This window comes from Pirellula sp. SH-Sr6A (assembly GCF_001610875.1).
Lineage (GTDB): Bacteria > Planctomycetota > Planctomycetia > Pirellulales > Pirellulaceae > JBKCUI01.
Genome location: NZ_CP011272.1, coordinates 5,083,216 through 5,102,356 on the forward strand (window position 1 = coordinate 5,083,216; position 19,141 = coordinate 5,102,356).

24 protein-coding genes are annotated in these 19,141 nt (G+C 53.5%); 21 read left to right on the top strand and 3 right to left on the bottom strand.

The window, feature by feature from the left end; translation table 11 throughout:
- Positions 1-495: 495 nt before the first annotated feature.
- The gene (locus VN12_RS19765) at positions 496-876 is read right to left on the bottom strand and encodes a hypothetical protein (protein ID WP_146678427.1); all 381 of its coding nucleotides are present in this window, start codon (positions 874-876) and stop codon (positions 496-498) included.
- Positions 877-1,344: 468 nt separating this feature from the next.
- The gene (locus VN12_RS19770; RefSeq protein ID WP_146678428.1) at positions 1,345-2,061 is read right to left on the bottom strand and encodes a DNA-methyltransferase; all 717 of its coding nucleotides are present in this window, start codon (positions 2,059-2,061) and stop codon (positions 1,345-1,347) included.
- A 338-nt stretch (positions 2,062-2,399) separates the two neighbouring features.
- Here VN12_RS19770 and VN12_RS26855 point away from each other — a divergent pair, with 338 nt between their 5' ends.
- The 16 genes from VN12_RS26855 (at position 2,400) to VN12_RS19850 (ending at position 16,419) form a co-directional block, all read left to right on the top strand.
- The gene (locus VN12_RS26855) at positions 2,400-2,588 is read left to right on the top strand and encodes a helix-turn-helix domain-containing protein (RefSeq protein ID WP_168164517.1); all 189 of its coding nucleotides are present in this window, start codon (positions 2,400-2,402) and stop codon (positions 2,586-2,588) included.
- A 4-nt stretch (positions 2,589-2,592) separates the two neighbouring features.
- The gene (locus VN12_RS19780; RefSeq protein ID WP_146678430.1) at positions 2,593-3,723 is read left to right on the top strand and encodes a trypsin-like peptidase domain-containing protein; all 1,131 of its coding nucleotides are present in this window, start codon (positions 2,593-2,595) and stop codon (positions 3,721-3,723) included.
- Positions 3,711-4,211 (top strand): fatty acid desaturase CarF family protein, encoded by a 501-nt coding sequence (locus VN12_RS19785; protein ID WP_146678431.1) that lies wholly within the window; start codon positions 3,711-3,713, stop codon positions 4,209-4,211. Before VN12_RS19780 ends, VN12_RS19785 begins: the two co-directional genes overlap by 13 nt.
- Positions 4,208-4,525 carry a hypothetical protein gene (locus VN12_RS19790; protein WP_146678432.1) on the top strand — a complete coding sequence of 106 codons (318 nt, stop codon included), beginning with the start codon at positions 4,208-4,210 and terminating at the stop codon, positions 4,523-4,525. The genes VN12_RS19785 and VN12_RS19790 overlap by 4 nt, the downstream gene beginning before the upstream one ends.
- Positions 4,526-4,640: 115 nt before the next feature.
- On the top strand, positions 4,641-4,793 hold the full coding sequence (locus VN12_RS26860; protein WP_409994286.1) for an HNH endonuclease: 153 nt from the start codon (positions 4,641-4,643) through the stop codon (positions 4,791-4,793).
- Positions 4,794-5,249 carry a P27 family phage terminase small subunit gene (locus VN12_RS19800; RefSeq protein ID WP_146678434.1) on the top strand — a complete coding sequence of 152 codons (456 nt, stop codon included), beginning with the start codon at positions 4,794-4,796 and terminating at the stop codon, positions 5,247-5,249.
- Positions 5,246-7,039: a terminase TerL endonuclease subunit gene (locus tag VN12_RS19805; protein WP_146678435.1), complete on the top strand. Its 1,794-nt coding sequence runs from the start codon at positions 5,246-5,248 to the stop codon at positions 7,037-7,039. Before VN12_RS19800 ends, VN12_RS19805 begins: the two co-directional genes overlap by 4 nt.
- Positions 7,040-7,119: 80 nt before the next feature.
- The gene (locus VN12_RS19810; RefSeq protein ID WP_168164518.1) at positions 7,120-8,619 is read left to right on the top strand and encodes a phage portal protein; all 1,500 of its coding nucleotides are present in this window, start codon (positions 7,120-7,122) and stop codon (positions 8,617-8,619) included.
- Positions 8,616-9,269 carry an HK97 family phage prohead protease gene (locus VN12_RS19815; RefSeq protein WP_146678437.1) on the top strand — a complete coding sequence of 218 codons (654 nt, stop codon included), beginning with the start codon at positions 8,616-8,618 and terminating at the stop codon, positions 9,267-9,269. The genes VN12_RS19810 and VN12_RS19815 overlap by 4 nt, the downstream gene beginning before the upstream one ends.
- Entirely contained in the window at positions 9,260-11,203 is a 1,944-nt protein-coding gene (locus tag VN12_RS19820) for a hypothetical protein (RefSeq protein ID WP_146678438.1), read from the top strand. The genes VN12_RS19815 and VN12_RS19820 overlap by 10 nt, the downstream gene beginning before the upstream one ends.
- A gap of 856 nt (positions 11,204-12,059) precedes the next feature.
- The gene (locus VN12_RS19825) at positions 12,060-12,356 is read left to right on the top strand and encodes a hypothetical protein (RefSeq protein WP_146675972.1); all 297 of its coding nucleotides are present in this window, start codon (positions 12,060-12,062) and stop codon (positions 12,354-12,356) included.
- Positions 12,356-12,763, top strand: a complete 408-nt coding sequence (locus tag VN12_RS19830) for a hypothetical protein (RefSeq protein ID WP_146675973.1) — start codon at positions 12,356-12,358, stop codon at positions 12,761-12,763. Before VN12_RS19825 ends, VN12_RS19830 begins: the two co-directional genes overlap by 1 nt.
- 23 nt (positions 12,764-12,786) lie before the next feature.
- Entirely contained in the window at positions 12,787-13,710 is a 924-nt protein-coding gene (locus VN12_RS19835) for a hypothetical protein (protein WP_146677743.1), read from the top strand.
- A gap of 33 nt (positions 13,711-13,743) precedes the next feature.
- Complete coding sequence (locus VN12_RS19840) at positions 13,744-14,319, top strand: hypothetical protein (protein WP_146677742.1); 576 nt, start codon at positions 13,744-13,746, stop codon at positions 14,317-14,319.
- 200 nt (positions 14,320-14,519) lie between these two features.
- Positions 14,520-15,995 carry a phage major capsid protein gene (locus tag VN12_RS19845; protein WP_146677741.1) on the top strand — a complete coding sequence of 492 codons (1,476 nt, stop codon included), beginning with the start codon at positions 14,520-14,522 and terminating at the stop codon, positions 15,993-15,995.
- Positions 15,996-16,071: 76 nt separating this feature from the next.
- Positions 16,072-16,419 (top strand): hypothetical protein, encoded by a 348-nt coding sequence (locus VN12_RS19850; protein WP_146677740.1) that lies wholly within the window; start codon positions 16,072-16,074, stop codon positions 16,417-16,419.
- On the opposite strand, the gene VN12_RS25950 is transcribed toward VN12_RS19850, so the two are convergent.
- Entirely contained in the window at positions 16,416-16,589 is a 174-nt protein-coding gene (locus VN12_RS25950) for a hypothetical protein (protein WP_168164451.1), read from the bottom strand. The genes VN12_RS19850 and VN12_RS25950 overlap by 4 nt on opposite strands.
- 95 nt (positions 16,590-16,684) lie before the next feature.
- Between VN12_RS25950 and VN12_RS19855 the strand changes: the two genes are divergently transcribed.
- Genes VN12_RS19855 through VN12_RS19875 form a run of 5 tightly spaced genes read left to right on the top strand, consistent with a single transcriptional unit; the run spans position 16,685 to position 19,048 of the window.
- Positions 16,685-17,287: a head-tail connector protein gene (locus tag VN12_RS19855; RefSeq protein ID WP_168164450.1), complete on the top strand. Its 603-nt coding sequence runs from the start codon at positions 16,685-16,687 to the stop codon at positions 17,285-17,287.
- Positions 17,284-17,604 carry a phage head closure protein gene (locus tag VN12_RS19860; protein WP_146677738.1) on the top strand — a complete coding sequence of 107 codons (321 nt, stop codon included), beginning with the start codon at positions 17,284-17,286 and terminating at the stop codon, positions 17,602-17,604. The genes VN12_RS19855 and VN12_RS19860 overlap by 4 nt, the downstream gene beginning before the upstream one ends.
- Entirely contained in the window at positions 17,601-18,005 is a 405-nt protein-coding gene (locus tag VN12_RS19865) for a DUF3168 domain-containing protein (RefSeq protein ID WP_146677737.1), read from the top strand. Before VN12_RS19860 ends, VN12_RS19865 begins: the two co-directional genes overlap by 4 nt.
- On the top strand, positions 18,006-18,467 hold the full coding sequence (locus VN12_RS19870) for a hypothetical protein (protein ID WP_146677736.1): 462 nt from the start codon (positions 18,006-18,008) through the stop codon (positions 18,465-18,467).
- A gap of 29 nt (positions 18,468-18,496) precedes the next feature.
- Positions 18,497-19,048 carry a hypothetical protein gene (locus VN12_RS19875; RefSeq protein WP_146677735.1) on the top strand — a complete coding sequence of 184 codons (552 nt, stop codon included), beginning with the start codon at positions 18,497-18,499 and terminating at the stop codon, positions 19,046-19,048.
- Positions 19,049-19,141: the final 93 nt, after the last annotated feature.

Below are 19,141 nucleotides of genomic sequence, written 5' to 3' on the forward strand. Positions count from 1 at the left end.
TCTCGACCCAAATCTTCTCAGCAAGTTCGATCGCTTCTAGCATCTTGCCTTGATACGCAAGCAACTCGGCAGGTCGCAACCTTTCGTCGCAAGGCTTCGCCCAAATCTGCCAATCTGAGCTGCTCACTTTCCGGCGCATCTGCAGCGTTGTATAGGATTCGGTGTACTGCCGCACTTTCACTCTCCAACTCTGAGACTTGAACCGCACTACTAGGAACGCGACAATTCACTATACGCACGCTCCAGTTTATGAAACCTTTCTAGGCTCCTCTCAGCCTGACTGAGTCTGTAGCGAGTGCGATCCAAATCGGCGTCTACGTCACGCAAATGGTCGCACTTTTGCTGACAAAGCGATTTCCAATAGTGGCGACTCAGCAGACTCCATCCAAAGACGAAGATCACCAAGCTTAACACCAGAACACCAATGATTTCCACGTTTTGCTTCTCCCTTTCCGGTACCACGCCAATTGGCAGGTGTTAGGACCTTGACTGATATCAATAGACGGTGGTTTTGCATACAGGACATCGATATCGAAGGTCAGAAAACTGCTTCTCCTCTCCCCCGACGGAAAGAAGCCTGATCATTTGCCTCTTAGAATCGTGGCATCCCACGCAAAACGGTCCGTCTCCTTCCTTGGTGAAATAACAATTGTCGCGAGCAACCACACTCGGTGGCGATTGCAGTTCCTTAATGGTTCTTGCCATCTCTCGATTTTCTTCGATGAGGTCAGCCGCCTGCAATCTGATATCCGCAAGCTGAAGCCTTAGATCGGCGATTGCATTCTTGAGGTCAGCCAAACTCGCCGCCGATGAAAACTCAAGTATCTTCCCCGCAACGCCAATGGCCGCTTGCACGGCTCCCATCAAAGCTTCCATAGTTAGTTTTTCCTTTTGCACGGCAATTTACGTTGAGATTTTCGACAGCTGAACAAAGGGGTTCTAGTTTTCCGGTTCGAAGCATACTCAATGATTGAGCAAGTTCGCGATACTTCATTTACCAATAGTTTGCTCACTAGCAAGCCTGATCGCCGTCATTCTCCCGCCTGAGGGACTCGCATTGAAATCTTGGTCTTTCGACCATGATAGTTTTCTTCGACAGAGACAAATGAAGCGCCAACGCGTCGAGCTGCTTCAATACACTCGGAAAGTACAGACCAAATTGAATCTGGTTCAGCGGGAGGAGAGAACTCACGAAACCCTCTCGGAAGCTCTCGTATGGATTCAACTCTTTTCATGTTGTTCGTCCGATTCTGTATTGGAGTATTCTTGGAATTATACGTTCAAATCCAACAGGTGCGGAAGAGCGACTTCTCCGAATCGTGTTTTCCCTACTTGGATTAATGGCTACTGAGATTCTTGATTGGTCGAGAGGAGTCTCTCAACAATGCTGTCGCAGTAGACTTGATTGAGTTCGATTCCAACAGCTTCAATACCCAACTTCTTGCAGGCAACCAGAGTGGTTCCACCACCTGCGAACGGATCCAATACGGTCTTAACCCCTGCAGCGAATCCAATGCACCATTCAATCAGAGCCAATGGCTTTTGCGTTGGATGAACGCGAGCATCGCGATTGGCTTTCGCTCGATGGTAGGTGAAGATGCGTGACGCCTTCCAGAAGTTGGTCCACGCAAACTCACAGTCTGCGAGGGAGAAGTTCCTCTGACCTTTGTCCCAAACCAACCATCTCATCGATGGAGTGAGCAGGTCGCTAAAGTAGTTGCCGCCCCAAATGATCTGATGCTTGCACCGCTCCATCATGAGGTTGAAGCATGATGCTGGCGGCCGTTCGCGGTCCCAGTCCGTGTCTCCATAATCTCTCCATGTCCCCTTACCCTTCTTCGCTTGCTTCCTCCCACCGCAGTTGTCAGCTCGAATGCCATAGGGTGGATCGGTGAGGAGTAGATCGAAGTTGACGAGATAGGGAAGGACGTGACGGCAATCAGCATGGTAGAGCGTGATTCCGCCCGACGAGTAATAAGGCTTGATGGGAAGTTCAGGTCGCTTGGCAGGCTTCCAGCTCTCGGTGGACTTAGACAACAAAGCAGCGGCAGACGATGCCATGATAAACCTCGCTTGGATCGAACTTGATGCAGACTCATGATGAACGTTAACGAACGACAAAGAGCGTTAACGTTGCGGCTGTATCGTCCACCTCTCAAGGTGAGTTCAATGTCACCTGAGGAATCCGACCAAAGAATCTACCGCGGTTGCCCTCACATGCGGAACGAGGCTGACGGCCGAACTCCGAGACGGTAGGGGGGCAAAATCTTAGCGTCCGCGAATTAGCGTTGACCGCGTAGCAGGCGCGCACATTTTTGAGAGTGTTTTAGGGGGGGGTGTTTAGGTACATTGCAACCACTCCCCTCGCCCTTTGTATACTCCTCGCCGGATTCTTAAACGTGAGATCTCGTCAGTGGCAAAGGTTCAAGGCTGGGCTCCAACGTAAGCAGCTCAGCAATCTCGATCGAATTCGAGTTGTTGCTGCCTATAGGGCTGGCAGTCGATCGGTTGATATCGCAAGACAATTCGGAATACACCGCGCTACGGTCTGGAGAATCTCAAGGGTTCTTACGAAACGAAAGAGGTGAGAAGATGCTGCGCGCTGCAGTAATCGGTGCAATCGTTCTGATGGCATCGACGGCCTTTGGCCAACAACGAGTGCTGGACTGTCCGACGGGAAAATGCCCACTTGTTGCGGCTCCGCCCGCCATCGTCAGCAGCGGAGCTGCGATCACGATCGCCACGCTCAATGCCGAAGACTCCAAAGACTTATCCAGCTCGAATCAAATTCGTTCTGAATTAGCGAGCGCTGGAGGAGGCGATCCCTTCGAACAAGTGATCAGGGCAACGGTTCGCGTAACCGTCAGCGGTGTGTGTGGGAGTGGAACCGTAGTAGGGCGGGACAAATCCGGCCGAGCCTTGATCCTTACGAACGCCCACGTCGCGGGGACCACGAAAGGTCGGACTGTCAATGTTGAACGTTGGGAAACCAACGGTCGAAGCGAGAAAAGCACCGCATCGATTATTGCCAGTGGATATGGCCGCGGAATGTCGCTGGACTTTGCAGTACTCCGCGCAGCAGATGGATTCGCGGGCGACGTGAAGCCCGTGCCTATGGCGAATCGGCAGCCGGACACTAGCACTCTGATCACGACCTACGGGTGCCCCCGGTGTGAATGGCCATCGTTGCAAGTACTGCGGCTCAATCGATCGGAGGGGCAAATTCTCACTTGGCACCCGGAGGCAATTGGCGGCCGATCCGGATCGAGCGTGATCGATTACACGGCAAATGGTCCGGAGGTTGTTGGTCTTCTCACATGGGGCGGTGGTGGGGAAGGCTTAGGTCAATCCATGCCTTTCGTCCTGAATGCTCTCCAAGGTCGCTTGCCAAAAGCTCTCGAGTCGCTGCCCCCCTATGCAAAAGAGGTGAGCGATTCCGCGGAAACGCGTTTCGTTCGAACCGCTTGGCCGACGCAGGATATTGAGCCAGGCGATGAGGATCTCCTCGAGAACGTAACTGGTGGCAAACTCGGGAGGAAGCCCCCAAAGGAGAAGCCTCCCGCCGAACCGGACGCGGGGATCTTGAATCGCAACCCGGATCGCCCAGTGGTTCAATGGATGGGTAGCATACTTCTATTCGCCCTAGCATTCGGATTCGGACTCTTCAACGGTGCAGTACTAGGCTTCGTCTTCAAGGAGAGAATCAGCAAATGGTTTTTGTAACCGAGCTTTTGGTAGCTTGGTTGCTCGCTGATTTTCTCTCGGGTGTCTGGCATTGGATCGAGGATCGCTACTTCGAAGAATCCTGGCCGATCATTGGCAAGTACATTGCCAAGCCTAATACCCTGCACCACGCACAACCAGCTGCATTCCTGCAGAACGGCTATTGGACACGGAATTGGACAACCATCCTTCCGGCAGCAATCGCATTCGCACTGTATCCCTCGTTGGTGTTCGTATTCGTTTCTCAAGCAAACGAGATTCATGCTTGGGCTCACCAAAAATGCAGCCCATTCATTCGCATGCTTCAAGAGGTTGGTGTACTTCAGAGTCCTCGGCATCATGGTGAACATCATCGGAGCCCGTTCGAAGTTCGATACTGTGTTATGTCAGATTGGCTGAATCCATTTCTAGACTCGATTGAGTTTTGGCGATGGTGCGAATATCTACTCCGCCCTTTCATCCGTGTGAAAGACGATAGGACAGCATGACTCTCGAAGAGAAACTGAAGGAATGGCATCGCTGCAATACGAAGCGACTTGAACACTCGCGTGAAGCGAAGTCTCTCCAGAGTCGCTGCGAGCAGCTCGAGCTAGATTTCGAGGCAGAGCTGATACGCTCAAATCGAACATCGATTGTGCGTTATGGATTTACGCTTTGCTGGGCTAAAGGCAGGGCATCCGTCGCATGGGCCGACGAATACCTAAAGGCCTTTGGGCCTGAGAAAGTAACCAAGCTGAAGCTGCAAGCGGCCGCGGAAGCATCGAAGGTGCTTTGCATTGAAGCTCCACAAAGCGTTGGCTGACCGCGCACGTCGACTTCATAAACGTTCCGCCGTTCGCAGAAACAGTGCGAAGCGTGGCTACGATCGACAGTGGAGGAACGCCCGCATCGGCTTCCTCCGCGAGCACCCGTTCTGTGTGAACTGTGCAAAAGACGATCGCTACATCGCTTCCACAATTGTCGACCACATAACTCCCCATCGTGGCGATGAAACTCTGTTCTGGGCCCGATGGAATTGGCAAGCACTCTGCAAGCGATGCCACGACCGCAAGACCGCACAAGGTGAATAGATGGCCAAGAAGATCGTCAAGAAATCGCCGCCTTCCAAAGTCGCGAAAAAGTCGCAGCCAATCAGGCAGGTCCCCAGCCCTGCAGGCTTTGACCTCTGCCCCATTGGAATTGCTTATTGGGAACGGATCGCTCCACAGCTCGTGGAAATCAACTTGCTCACGGAACTCCATCTCGAAACGTTTGCCGAATTGTGTAGGACCTATGGTGAATATCGCACCCTGACAAAGTGGCTGATCGAGGACCCTTCGCGAGCAACGTTCACATCCGAAAGTGGATACGAGTCCGAGTCGCCCCAAGTTCGTATGAGAGAGAAGGCGCTCACGACCCTTCAGAAACTTTGGCCCAAGTTTGGTTTACATCCATTTAGTCTCGCTCAAATGCGAAAGCACGGCGGCATTCCTTCGAACAAAGGAGCAGCCATCCAAGCATTCGCCCATAGGAAGTACGACCGGTGATCGGTCCTAAAAGCCAAAAGCCGAACAGTACCAACCTTCTATCGCTTCGGAACAAAGCGCGTCGCGAAGGGTGGCTCAAGTATGTTCGCGAGGGATCTGGGGAGGAAGCCGACGAGCGAGCAATGCTCGAAGGTTGTGTCTTCGATCAACGTAGAGCCGACCATTGGCTAGAGTTCGCAGATCAACACGGAACTCTTACAGAAGGTGCGTGGGCTGGTCAACCGTTCAGGCTCACGCCATGGCAAGGTGTCTGTTCTTCGCAATTCTTCGGCTGGGTCAAGTACAGCGAAGAGTGGGGTTTCTGGGTCCGTCGGTATCGAATGTGGTACCTCGAGCTCCCGAAAAAGAACGGTAAGACGCCATTCCTATCGTTGCTCGGAAACTACTTGCTGTTCGCTGATTCTGTTGGGTTCGGCGGGGTAATGCGTCAGATCGCTTTGTACCTCGCAGCGACAACGAAGAAGCAAGCACAGAAGTGTTTAATACATGCCATTCGGCAGATTCGCAACAGCCCGACACTCGAAGAAGCCTGCAAGATTAAGAAGCTCGAGGGCTTCTACACCGTCGAGTATGGAGACTCCACGTGGGAAGTGATCGCTGCGGATCCAGCATCGGCAGACGGCGTGAATGGCCATTGCTTGGCGGACGAGTTCCACCGATGGAAAGGATTCGAGTTTTACAACGCATTAAAGTGGATGCTTGCTTCACAGCCGGAGGGCGCATTCATCGCCTGTACCACCGCAGGGGAAGAGGGCGAAAACGTTTGCAAATACACACACGACCATGCGGTCGATGTGAATTGCGGGCGCGTGATCGACGAAACGTTTCTCGGTACCGTGTATGGACTTAGCCAGGACGATGACCCACATGACGAAGAGAACTGGAAGAAGGCGAACCCTTCACTCGGTACCGACAGAGATTCCCCACTCAAACTAAGTACCTTCCGCGCCGACTATTTAGCCGCGAAGGACGATCCATCGACATGGTCGGATTTCAAACGATTGCGGCTGGGGATTTGGGCAACCTCTTCCAATAGTTGGATCGCTTCCTCTCTCCCACGCGGCCTGCAGGATTGGGATGCTGGGCCAACGGAGCGGAAGAACGCAAAGAAGCGAATCGATTGCTTCAAGAACTACGATGATGATTACCTAAAGAAGATCGATGCTGTTAGTAGTTCGTTGGGGCTCGACTTGGCTTCGATTCGAGATACGGTTTCCGCTGCATTATCCATTGAAGATCAGAACGGTATCGTTTGGACAAGGATATGGTTCTGGCTGCCGGAGGCAGAAGCGCGAAAGCAAGCGAAGCAAATCAACTACTTACGATGGTCCGAGCAAGGATTCATTAAGCTCACTCCCGGCAGGTCGATCGACTATCCCATTCTGACCGCGGATCTCGTGGAGATCATTCGTACGTTTCACGTGAACGAGTTCTATTACGATCCGCATCAAGCTGAGCACATCACTCAGGAGCTCGAAGCCGCGACCGAGGCTGAACGTGTCGAGTTCCCACAACAGATCATTCATTACGGGCCAGTCGTCCAGGAATGCGAACGTCGCATTATCGCGCAGCGAATACGCCACAACGGAAATGCCGTCATGACCTGGCAGATGGGAAATGCAGTTGCGATCACCAACACCAACGGGTTCAAGCGATTGGTGAAGAACAAAAAAGGGGGCATTCAAAAAGTGGATGGACCTCAAGCATTGCTCATGTCGTTGCAAACAGTAGCAAGTCGCGGAGTCGAAGTCGATGACGACGGCGATGACGACGTCTTTACTTTGGATTAACTATGGGAAACTGGATTACAAGAACACTAAGCCGAGCTGCTTCTTGGGTGTCACGTTCCCTTGAAGATCCGAGTCAACCAGTGACTGTCGATTCATTGCTCGCTGATAGCGGCGAATCATTCGTTGGTGACGCGGGAGCAACAGTCACCGCAGCTAAGGCATTGGGGTATGCACCACTACACCAAGCCGTTTCGATGATATCGGGGGATTGTGCGAAGCTTCCTCTCAACGTTTATCGTCGGACTGAAAAGGGGCGAACGGTTGCCACCGACCATCCCGTGCAGCGGGTTGTACATCGTTACGGGATGGCGAACGAAGAAATCAACTCCTACAAGTTTTGGAGACGGTACTTCGCCTCCGCGTTGCTTTGGGGTAATGCTTACGCTTGGATTGATCGCAGTAACCGCGGAGACGTGATCGGCCTGTACCAGCTGCTCCCTGACCGGACCTGGCTGGAGAGAGTGAACGGAGTACTCGTGTGCCGAACTCAAACCCGACGCGGTACACGAACATTTTCGAAAGACGACATTCTCCACCTCGAGGGACTGTCGATCGATGGCATCGCGGGCGCCCACGTGATCCGATGCTTCCGACAGGATTTCTCGACCGCTCTGGCAGCCAAGCAATTCGAAGCAAGGTTCTTCAAGAACAACATGAGTGCGGGCGGCATTCTGCAGGTGAAGCAGGGTACCAATCCCAACAAAGTCAAAAAGACTCAAAAGGAGATCGACGAGAAATTCGCGGGGTCCGACAAAGCCTTTAAAACACTCGTGATTCGCGATGCAATGCAATGGATATCCACCCAGGTGGATCCACAAAAAGCCCAGCTACCGCAATTGAAGGAGGACCAGGTTCGCGAAGTTGCCCGAATGTACAACCTCCCTCCATCGAGGTTGGGTCTGAAAGACTCGGTGAGTCATAACTCTCTCGAGGCGGACAAGCAGAACTACCACGACGGGGCGTTGTCCCATTGGCTAGTTGGAAATGCTGCCGAATGCACCACCAAGCTTCTAACGCAAGAGGAACGTGATGCAGGAATGTACATCGAAAACAACATCAATGCGTTGTTGTGGGCGGACGCGCTGACTCGAAATACTATCGCCATCACCGGGATTCAGTCGGGGCGATTCTCACCAAACGAAACACGAGGCTGGGAGAACTACGACAGTTACGAGGGAGGCGACACCAAGTATATCCCTCTAAACCTGCAACCGATCGAGCCAGGCGTTTCCGCGGAAACGGGTTTCAGATCTCGACGCCGCAAACGCACTTCTCGCGTCCATCCATCTCACCGTACCGCATATCGAGCTCTCCTCGAGGAGGCTTTTGGTCGAGCGATCAATCGGATCTGCATACGCAGCGATCGCAACAAGCCTCTCGAGGAAGATCGACAGAACGTCGTCGCGATCGTCGAGAACGTCATGAGAAACGTTTCGTCCCTCGTCGGATCAACATATGCGAACGAGGCGAACGAGTGGTTTGACTCGCTTCTCGGACTGGACGCGTCTAGCCTTCGCGTCCAAGCCGAGGCGAGCAGCCAACAATGGATCGACAAACTCCTGAAGGGTGAAAAGCAATGATGCACCATCGACGTTTCTCTGTACCACATCCGACATCGACCGAACGTAGGTTGGTGATCCAAAAGCGTAACGCCACGAGCGACTCGAATGTCATTCGTGGGTATGGCGCCGTGTTTTATAGCGAGTCGGATCCTCAGACGGAGTATTGGCTTTGGGATGATTTGGTGGAGAGGATCATGCCCGGAGCCTTTGACCGCGTCATCAAGGAAGGCCAGGATGTTCGATGCTTGTTCAATCACGATATGAACTACGTCTTAGGTCGAACTCTTTCAGGCACATGCCGCATCAATACCGATGGGATCGGACTTTATTACGAGTGCGATGAATCGCCGAACGACCCGCAGTGGCAGAGCGTAGCCGAAAAGCTAACGCGTGGCGACGTGACAGGATCGAGCTTCTCTTTCTATCCGTCGGTAACCATCTGGGAAACGATCAAGACCGAAGGTAAGTCCTTCGATGTTCGATGGATCAAGGAAGTTGGGGTCTGCTATGACGTTGGGCCAGTGACATTCCCCGCATACAACGCTGCGACATCGAGTCGATCTATTGGTCTTGAAGAGCAAACTTCCTTGCTTGGAGAACGGAACGAGTTCTGGAGATCCCGCGACGACGTTTCGGTGAGATTAAGGGAGCTTGAGAAATGGGAGTAACCCCAGGCATACCTCGTCAGGGTGGACTCACTAATGAGGATGTGCAATCGGCAATCACCGCCGCCCTCGCTGCATACACTCCAACAGCAAACCTCGCACCCATCGCGACGTCTGGCTCCGCATCCGATCTCATCACCGGCACGCTCGCAAACGCACGGCTCTCGCCCCAGGTTGTCCGCAGCGACTTCTCTTACTCGGATCCAGCGTGGATTAACGCGATCGCGGCGAGCAAGCTTAGCGGAACGATCTCCGATGCAAGACTATCGGCCAACATCCCTCGCTTAGATACCGTCAACGCATTCATTGCGAGCCAGGTTTTCAACGCGTCCGTGGTGATCGGCGGATTGCTCGGTCCTCGAATTCGCCAATCGACGGGGCAAGTATTTCGCCTCAACACCAACGACGACTTAGCCCGCGCAGGCCTGGAGCTTGGGGACCTCAACGCTAGTGGTAACGGGTCTATCACGGGAACCCTCCAAATCGGTGGAGCGGCCGGGCATCTTCTGCGCTGGAACGTGGGTGCTGCCGCGCTGGAGGTTCGCGATTCGGCCAACGCGTTCTACCGCAAGACGCGGTTAGGCGAGTTGCAAATCATTTCTGATACTGGCGGCAACTTTGGTACGCCATCAAATGCCAGGCTTGGGTTCTTAAGTCAGGTCGGTGGCTACATCGCGGGTGCGATCAGTGGTCGTACTTACTCTGGCAGTGCGATCTACGGTGACATCGTAATATCTGCCAGCCCATCTATCGGTACGGGCCAAAATGACTACTCCGGCTTAACCGATGACCTCGCGATTCGCGGCAACACGGGCAACGTGGAAATCAATCGAGGTCTCCTTGGGATTGGAATGGCGGGCCAATCAGCTCGCTCAGTCTCGATCCTTCCCGTAAACACAGGCGATCGAACCGGCGTGCGAGTCTATGACTATGGGGCATTCGCGAGTGCGGTTTCGCAAACGGGATTCGAGGTCGCGTACCTCGGAGGAACGCTGTCCGCCCCGGCGACTCCGGTATCAGGGCACTACCGAAACATTCTTAGCTTCAAGACTGGCGGGACCAACGGTTTGGTATCTGGGTCGCCGTCCTTTGCAATCCGCAGCACCATCGGAAGCGTGATTGGCTCGTCGCTTTGCGAAGTAAACACCTCGTTCATGGTGACTCCTACCATCACGGGCGTGACAACTGCCGTCCAAACGATCTTTGGACAGTCAGGCCTAGTTGATTTCCCAATCGGGCAAATCCAACTCGGTACCAATGTTCGCCTTAAGAACAACGCAGGCTCGCTCCAAGCACGCAACAGCGGGGACTCCGCATTCGCGAATCTCGAAGCGGCCGTCATCACCTCGGCGTTCCAAACCCTTGCGGGCGATCCGAGCACGCTTGATATTGCTACTGGCTTAGGGCGTCTCGTTAAGAACACTCTCACAAACGAGATCGCCAAGTTCATCAACGATGCTGGCGTGATTCGAAGGATCACCACGAGCCCGCCCTGGTCGTCGATCCTCAGCAAACCAACAACGCTCGCGGGATACGGGATTACCGATGCTGTCGCTTCGAACGATGCGCGCATCACCAATGGAGCCATAACATTCCTGATCGATGGGGGAGGCTCTGTGATCGCAGTCGGTGAAAAGTCGCTCCTCTTCCGCGTGCCTTACAACTGCACAATCACCGGCTGGGAGCTCGTCGCGAACGCATCCGGATCGATCGTAATAGACGTCTGGAAGGACTCGTACGCGAACTTCCCACCGACGAACGGGGATTCGATCGTCGCGGCCGCAAAGCCCACGCTCGCCTCCCAGGTCAAGGCTCAATCGTCGACGCTGACCGGATGGACCACCGCATTGAACGCTGGGGACTACATCAAGCTCGAAGTCGAATCAGCATCGACCGTAAATGTCGCGGTACTCACTCTCACGGTGACGAGGACATAGCATGGCAGTGGTGACTCGATGGTTTTCAACGACATCGGCAGGGGCAGGCGATGGGACATCGTGGGCTGATCGTGCTCAATTGGTGAGTGGTGCTACGTGGTCGAGTGTAATCACCGGCTTTAATTTCTCTTTAGGTGATTCGCTTGAGTGCAGAATTGGGCCAGGAACTTATGCGTACACAGCAACGTTGACCAACGCTTCATTTACAACCCCCCCTACAAGATCTAACCGAATATACATTATTGGATCAGATTCGTGGGGAATGCCGATTCAACCCAGCGGTTGGATTTCGCTAGTACCAATCTACCCGTCAACTAACTACCCGTTATTCACGTCTAGCTCCGGAGTGGGGTTGTTCGGGGTAACCTGGCTGGAAGTAGCTTTCATCAAAGCAATAGTATCGTCTAACGGAAGCATCATCGGTGCCCCAGTAGTTATGTTTTGTGATTTAGAAAACACGGCTAGCCACGCGTCTGCAAGATGCTTCTCCATAACCCGTCTTGGTATGCACTTTGTAAATAACAAACTTAAATGCTCTGGTTCAATCTACGACAGAATCATAGACATTCAGGATTCAGGGTACGCCAACATTATAAATTGCCGACTAGAAGGAAACGCGTCTGCTTCATCCGGCGGAAGGCATGGACTGACCGCCAATTCATGGCAACCGGCAAATAACTATAAAAACCTAACTATCGTGAACAATCCGGGTACAGCGATTCACATAAACGCAGGCAGTCCAAGTTGGTATGGAGAAGGTCTAACGAATTCCATTTTGAGCAACAACGGAAGAGGTTATTACGTTGATCCAAACGCAAGTATAGCTGGAAGTATTCCAATTACTTTATCTGGGAACATGATAACTGGCAACGCGACTTATGGCGTTGAGCTAGGAACCAACAACGACGAAGTATGGCTCCTCAATAATCGATTTCGCAACAACGGAACTGCTGACTACAACTCACTGCTAAACGTCCCATTCACTAGCAACTACACCGCAGCCGGGACCGATGCCGATGAGTTCGTCGATGCTCTCAATGGTGACTACCGAATCAAGCTAGGCTCCGCGTACTGGGGCAAAGGCATCGGTGCAGGCGACGAGCCCTCCAGCGGTTCTTTCATTCTTCCTTCTAACTCCGCATGGGTAGCGTAATGTTTGCATCACCGACGATTCCTACGAATCCCGAGTCTTTGCTGATCGCGAAAGAGTTGCTCGATTCCAGCAATTCGACACTCGCTAACCTCGCCAAGTTCAGACGGGAGCAGTTCCAACGGTTCTGGTACCAATCGCGCCAACAGCTTCGGACGCGACAGGATGTTAACGAGATTCTCTCTCAAATGGACGCGGCATCGCCCGGTCAATCTGCTCGGTTTTTTGCAAGTGCGAAGGCACTAGTGGACCTCATCGAAGCCATTTCGGGCGAACCGATGGAGCCTGAAGAATGGATGCCTCCTTATGAATACACGATTGATCCGGAGACTTATTCACTCCGAATGACGATCCCGCCTGAACCCGAGTCCGAGCCTGAGCCCGAGCCTGAAGCTGAACCCAACGAGTAAACGCTATACCTACCGAGGAAACCATGTCAGAAGTTCGTTCCGCATTGCCTTACATTTCGCACCTTCGCGTGACCAAGCGCCCCACGATCAAGTGGGAGCCTATCGGCTACGACGCTCAAAACGGTGAGGATCTTTACCGCCAGGGGGTCGATCTCCCCGGCATCGAGTGCGAAGTGACGCCCTACATGGGAAGCGTGAAGGGGCCAGCCGCAACGTATCGATTCCCCCTGAAGGCCTTCTTCGAGGCGAACTTGGCCAAGCTGCAAGCCAAGCCGCAGAAGAACGACCAGGACAACGCTGCGATTGCCAACTTGCAAGCTACGATCGCCAATCCGGAGACGATTTGGGCCGAGTCGATTCTGCTCGCCGGAGGCCTCCCAACGCTCACCGCATTGTGGCAAGACGTGTTTAGCGACGCGCTCGACGAGTTCACGGAGTGGAGCGAACCCGAAGTAGCGGCCGGTGGAATCCCACTCTACGTGCGCGAGATGCAATGGGACGCTCGCATCCCCTACGAGTCTGCCAAGTCGATCACCCTTAAAGTGGGCCTGTTCGATACCGAACAGGAGGAAGGCGCTCCTGCGTTGTACACGCTCAGTTTCGAGGACGCCGCGACGCGGGCCCAACGCGAGGCCTACAACGCGCAGCTCGTTCAACGCATCACGCAGCTGACGGCCGCGATCGCGGGACTTCCTGAAGGTCCAAGCGAGACGCGAACGCAAATGGAACAGGAGCTCGCTGGATACCAAGCCGAAAAGGCCCAACGCGACGCAGTCGAGAACGGACTCATGAGCGATCTACTATCCAACGCGTCCGTGCAGCAATCGCTCCCGACGTTGCTGGTGGCGATCCTCGGTGCATTGAAAGCCGTCTATTGGCCCGACCTCGACATGCAGATGGTGCAAGAGCGACTGGCCGAAACGCTCGGAGAGTTGGCAGCCGCGTAAAAAACTTCTCTTCACAACAAATAGTTGGCAGCGATGGAAACACTCACTTTTACCGCACAATCTGGTGTCCTGGACTTCTACGTTCTCCCTGAAGGCTCCTCGCTTGCCGCGTGGGACACCAACGCGGAGTATCCGATAGAAGGTGAGAGCGGGCATTACAGCGTGGAAGTCGATCCCAGCATTGCTACGGTGTGGAGGTTGTTTCGTGGATCAACTCAACCTTCATCCTGGAACGATTGGCTTGAGGTATTTCGTATCCAATCGATTGCGGTGCTACCGACCCAAGGTATGGACGACAGGGATTACTCTGTTGCAACAATCCAGGCGAGCGTAGACGCGGATCTTTCGATAGCCAGAACAGTCCGCGATGCCGCTAACGAACCAGTTCTCTTACCAACTTGCGACTTCGTATTATGCGACAAGAACCAGAAGCACCTCGCAACGATCCCGCCCACGATCTCGGGCGCTAGCTACACGGTTCAGGTGCCACGATCGCTGACCAAGTTGGAACGAACGATCTTCTTTGCACTGAGGATTCGCGACAGCTCGAACCTTGATTTGGATCGAGGCACAATCCAGTTTGTCTACGCGGCGACCGCGCCGGTTTAGGTACTTTGCAACCGTAAATTTTGTGCCTGTATATTGTCCCCGGAATTTGCCCAGTGACTCTCACGGGCCAGACGTCTAGACGCTGGCACGTTGGACTATCTCACTTTTGCCAGCGTTCATACGCGACGGTGGGCAGCAATCGCAGCCGGTAAGGCTTGCACCGTCAATTCATAGTGGGTCCGACATTCCGAGGTAAGACAATGAGTGTAATTGCAGAGAAGCGTAAGAAGGCTGCTGAGCTTGCGGCAGAGATCAAGAAACAAGGCTCGGCGTATAACGAGCGAAAAAAGGCTTCCGAGAAAGATCCAGCAGTCAGTCTCTGGCCTGATGAAACGCGATCCGCGTGGGATAAGGTCAACGCCGAATACGATTCCTTGAAGAATGAACTGAAGTCGCTCGAGGATGACGAGTCGATCAATAACCGCATCACCGAGATCAACGAGTGGGAAGGACGTTCGACTCAACACGGAAAACAAAAGCCTGGACTCGATGACACCAACCCGGCCACCGGTCGAGCTTACGGTGAGGATTTCGAGGATCGCGAGGAGGCTCGTGCTTTTGCTCAACGTCAAGCGGACCAGCGGCAGTTCATGCGGGCCTTCATCGTCTCGCACATCAATCCCGATCTGATTGATCGCGATATGCGTTCGGCGTGCCAGCGACTCGAAGTAGAACCTAGCCGTCCATCCATCCGTTGCCAATTGCTCGACACCGAAAAGCACAAACGGCTTCAACGGGCTGCAAGGCTCACAAACCACGCCCTTCTTGAAGATCGGCTCGAAGAAGAACACCGGAGCATGAGCAAGGGTGGGGTCGGGACCGGTTCTGAATTGGTCCCAATCACCTTCATCAATTCGATTGAATTGGCGATGTTGGCAACGAGTCCATTCTTCGCATATGTGGATTTGATGCGAACCGAAACGGGCGAGGAGATCAAGTGGCCGATTGGTGATGACACAGCGAACGAAGGGACTCAGATCAACGAGGCCCAGGACATCAACGCGCTGGCTCAACCAGATGCCGTCCTACAGCAACTCTCTCTAAAAGCCTACGACTTCACCTCGAACTTCATCAAGGTTTCCGAACAACTCAGTCGTGATTCCCTGCCCCGAATTGATCTGATTGTGGGGAGCATGATTGGAGAGAGACTAGGACGCATCAAGTTGCGTCGCGCAACGTTGGGCAACGGAACCACCCAGCCAGGAGGGGTCGTGACACAGGCTGCAGCTGGAGTAACGGCCGCACTCGCCGCCGCCATTGGCGCAGACGACACGGTCAAACTGCAGCATGCTGTGGATCCAACGTATCGAGGGAATGGCATGTACATGGCCCACGATATTGTGATTCAAGCTTTGCGGCTGCTGAAGGATACCCAAGGCCGATATCTTTGGGCATCCGGATTGAAGGATGGAGTCCCAGACACTCTGAACGGCCAAGCGATCATTTACAACCAGTACATGGCTAGTACGATCGCTACCACACAAATAACGATGCTCTACGGAGACTTCCGATACTACAAGGTTCGAGAAGTCGGGAACATCGTTATCAAGAAGCTCATTGAACGCTTCGCGGAGACAATGCAAGTTGGGTTCATGGGGTACCAGGCCATGGATGGACGATTGCAGCGCTGGACCGCTGACGCCCCATGCCCAGTGAAGAAGCTCACCCAAGCTTAATCATCGTTTGCGTTTCAAGTCTCCCTTCGTGCTCGATCGACTCGCCCCGATCGAGCATTTTCTAGGATCAATCTTTATGGCTCATGTGATTGTGCTCGCATCGTTGGGTGGGACCGATTTTACCATCATCCCCAACCAACTTTTGGAATGTACCGACGAGGAAGCTGAAAGGCTTGTTGACTCGGGTCAGGCCCGTCGACTACTCAAATCCGAACCGACTGAATTGCAGTTGGAAACGGTCTTTCGACTGCCAGTAACGGTGGCGATTGAAGAACCTGGCTCGGAACGGACCGACGAGTCCGACCTAGAAACCGAATCGTCCGAAGACGGTGGAGACTCGAACTCGGACGATGAAGTCAATTCGAAACTCGAATCGGAAACACAACCATCACAGCCATCCAATGGACGTCGCCGAAGGAACTAACGTGTTTGCTGGATCCGGAGGACTTGGAAGAAGAGTCCTTCGGAGACATCTACCTCAGTTGGTTCGATCTCTCGAAGCGATTTCGACGTGACTTCACCATCGAATTGCTTCGGTCCCCGATCGCGAGAGCCAAGCCAAGGCTCGGGGTTATGGAGTTGGAATGCGATCACCACCTCCTCGCCACAGCATCTAGACGATGGGTGTTGTTCAGCTTCGCAACGAAGCGATTGTTTCGAGACCTTTGGATGTACAGGGAAGCCTACGAATGCGCATCGCGAGAATTTCCGAAAACACGTTTTGGGTGGTCACTCCCGAACGTGTTAGACGCAATTCGCGAATTCCCGATACAACCGAAGACGATTGGATCATCGAAGCAATCGAATCAGCCCACGAATACATCGAGGAGTATTTAGGATGTTGCATCGCGATGGCAGATTATCGGATGACGCTCGATCGGTTTCCGCGGAAACGAGGATCGATCGATCTGCCCGTATGGCCTGTAAAAGAGGTTGCGAGCGTGCAGTATGTGGATCCGACCGGTGCCGTGCAGTCGATCGAACTCGACAAGATAGTACAACCGGCGGACAACGGCCGATTCAGCCTCCGACTCAAGGACCATGAGTGCTTCCCAAGTACTCGAGCTACCCCAAACGCGGTGAGCATTACCTTCACTGCGGGTTGGAGCGAGGTTGAAAAAGTACCCAAAACGTTGACGCGAGCTGCTCTGATGCTCACTTCGCACTGGTACGAAAACCGCGAGACCGTGCTCATTGGAACGATCTCGAAAGAGATTGAACACGGAACCGTCGCAATGCTCGAGCAATTGAGACCCGCGGAAGACTACACGGCCGGAGAGGTGTGCGAATGAGGGCGGGTAGGCTTCGCCATCGAATCACGATACAGCGACGTGAACAAAACTACGATGACTTAGGTCACGAACAAGGGGACTGGAAAACAATCGCCTCTGGGCACCCTGCGTTGGTCGAAGATCTTAGCGGGCGCGAACTCGAACGATATCGTCAGATCGTTGCTGAAGTGACGACGAGAATTACCACCCGACGAAGCGCAGCCAACTTTAAAGACCGCATTCTGTTTCGCGGACGGATCTTGAACGTGTTGTCCCAGACTTATAACGAGATCGAAACCGAGCAAGAGATACTCTGTGCGGAGGTCCTGCAAGGATGAGCCACGCGACCCTACCCGACCTCATCCGCGAACGATTGAAATCGATTCCCGAGATTCACCAGAAGATTGCGGGGAGAATCCATTACCAACAGATTCCCCAATCATCGACCTATCCGCATATATGGTTCGCTCGCCGAGGATCGAACACCGATGACCTCATGGACAGCGATGGGATTCTGAGGGATCGATATGTGGTCGAGATCGTAACCAAAACATTCGATGACCAATTGGTCACTGCCGTGATTGATGCACTTCAATTCGATGGAATCGCACTACCTTCCATGACCGTCGCAACGAGCGACCTCGACGAGGTAGATGACGAATATGCGTTTGAATCCGGCAACGGTGATTCCGCCCTTTGTATGCACGCATTCGTGCTAACGCTTTATGTAGGTGACTAAATGCCAAAGAAGAAGAAGCTTGGAGCAGGAACGCGGGTCTCGATTAATGGAGTAGTCTTTGAGTTCTTCGAGGAGTTCACACCTCCAGAGCGTTCGCGGGGACTTACGGATGTCACCACCATGGAGGACGATGCTGTCGACTCTCTCGACCATGACCCACCAGACTACGGTAGTTTAAAACTGGTCGGTATGTACGACCCCGACGATGCGGGCGATAAAGCAATCGAAGACTTCTTTGACAATGACGACATCAACGAACGCGAGGCGACGATCGTTGTCTCGTACCGTCGAACCGGAACAGGAACTGCCCCCGCGGCGTCTACCTGGACCTACAACACCATCACTTATACCTGCCGAATCAACAAGATTGCGCCAAGTGGCGTCAAACGCACCGAAGGTATCAAGGTGGAAATCGAAGCGAAGGTTACCGCGAAACCGGTACGCGCAACTACTGGGGTTTAATTTCACACTTCAACCAACACTTGAAAGCCATGGATTACCTAACCAAACTTCGACAGAACCGCGAAACCGCCGTCCGAGCAAATCCGGTGGCGGTACCTGAGCTGCAACATTTGTTCAAGCCGGGTGAGCCAACGCTCTTCTATATCGCGACCTTGACCGCCGTTGAAAAGGATCGAATGGATGACGCTTATTCGTCGTTCTTGAAACGCAACGAGATCTCAGACAAGGACTCCCGAGACCTGTATCGATCCTTCGTCGTGGCATATTGCCTGTGCGATGATAAGAACGAACGGAGTGCGACCGATGACGACACACTCGACCAGTTGGTCTCCTATGTCGCGGAGACCGGTAACAAAATCATCGGCCGATTGTTCACAGTCTGCAACGGCGCGAATCGAATCTACGGTCTCGATGAGGAATTAAAAAAAAGCACCGTAGCGGGAGCCCCGCAGGCGAAGAGCGAAGATGGCAGTGGCGAACAGCCCTCTACCTCGGCTTCCCGTCGCGGACCGCGTGGCTCAGCTGCATCAGTGCAGCCGAATACGCAGAGCTCCGAGACCTCTGTCAGCTCGAGTTCCTAGGACTCGATCGACTGGATCTGCATGCGGCGTCCATATCGCCGCTCGGGCTGGAGCCATCGCAGTTTCAGTATGAGGCTACCCCCGAGGCCTCCG

Bases quoted from the DNA above. Each gene is read 5' to 3' on its own strand.
- VN12_RS19835 (WP_146677743.1), top strand. From the start codon at position 12,787: ATGTCAGAAGTTCGTTCCGCATTGCCTTACATTTCGCACCTTCGCGTG.
- VN12_RS19815 (WP_146678437.1), top strand. From the start codon at position 8,616: ATGATGCACCATCGACGTTTCTCTGTACCACATCCGACATCGACCGAA.
- VN12_RS19875 (WP_146677735.1), top strand. From the start codon at position 18,497: ATGGATTACCTAACCAAACTTCGACAGAACCGCGAAACCGCCGTCCGA.
- VN12_RS19860 (WP_146677738.1), top strand. From the start codon at position 17,284: ATGAGGGCGGGTAGGCTTCGCCATCGAATCACGATACAGCGACGTGAA.
- VN12_RS19820 (WP_146678438.1), top strand. From the start codon at position 9,260: ATGGGAGTAACCCCAGGCATACCTCGTCAGGGTGGACTCACTAATGAG.
- VN12_RS19845 (WP_146677741.1), top strand. From the start codon at position 14,520: ATGAGTGTAATTGCAGAGAAGCGTAAGAAGGCTGCTGAGCTTGCGGCA.
- VN12_RS19850 (WP_146677740.1), top strand. From the start codon at position 16,072: ATGGCTCATGTGATTGTGCTCGCATCGTTGGGTGGGACCGATTTTACC.
- VN12_RS19765 (WP_146678427.1), bottom strand. From the start codon at position 876: ATGGAAGCTTTGATGGGAGCCGTGCAAGCGGCCATTGGCGTTGCGGGG.
- VN12_RS19800 (WP_146678434.1), top strand. From the start codon at position 4,794: ATGGCCAAGAAGATCGTCAAGAAATCGCCGCCTTCCAAAGTCGCGAAA.
- VN12_RS19785 (WP_146678431.1), top strand. From the start codon at position 3,711: ATGGTTTTTGTAACCGAGCTTTTGGTAGCTTGGTTGCTCGCTGATTTT.
- VN12_RS19870 (WP_146677736.1), top strand. From the start codon at position 18,006: ATGCCAAAGAAGAAGAAGCTTGGAGCAGGAACGCGGGTCTCGATTAAT.
- VN12_RS19790 (WP_146678432.1), top strand. From the start codon at position 4,208: ATGACTCTCGAAGAGAAACTGAAGGAATGGCATCGCTGCAATACGAAG.
- VN12_RS19840 (WP_146677742.1), top strand. From the start codon at position 13,744: ATGGAAACACTCACTTTTACCGCACAATCTGGTGTCCTGGACTTCTAC.
- VN12_RS19865 (WP_146677737.1), top strand. From the start codon at position 17,601: ATGAGCCACGCGACCCTACCCGACCTCATCCGCGAACGATTGAAATCG.
- VN12_RS19780 (WP_146678430.1), top strand. From the start codon at position 2,593: ATGCTGCGCGCTGCAGTAATCGGTGCAATCGTTCTGATGGCATCGACG.
- VN12_RS19855 (WP_168164450.1), top strand. From the start codon at position 16,685: ATGCGCATCGCGAGAATTTCCGAAAACACGTTTTGGGTGGTCACTCCC.
- VN12_RS19825 (WP_146675972.1), top strand. From the start codon at position 12,060: ATGATAACTGGCAACGCGACTTATGGCGTTGAGCTAGGAACCAACAAC.
- VN12_RS19770 (WP_146678428.1), bottom strand. From the start codon at position 2,061: ATGGCATCGTCTGCCGCTGCTTTGTTGTCTAAGTCCACCGAGAGCTGG.
- VN12_RS19830 (WP_146675973.1), top strand. From the start codon at position 12,356: ATGTTTGCATCACCGACGATTCCTACGAATCCCGAGTCTTTGCTGATC.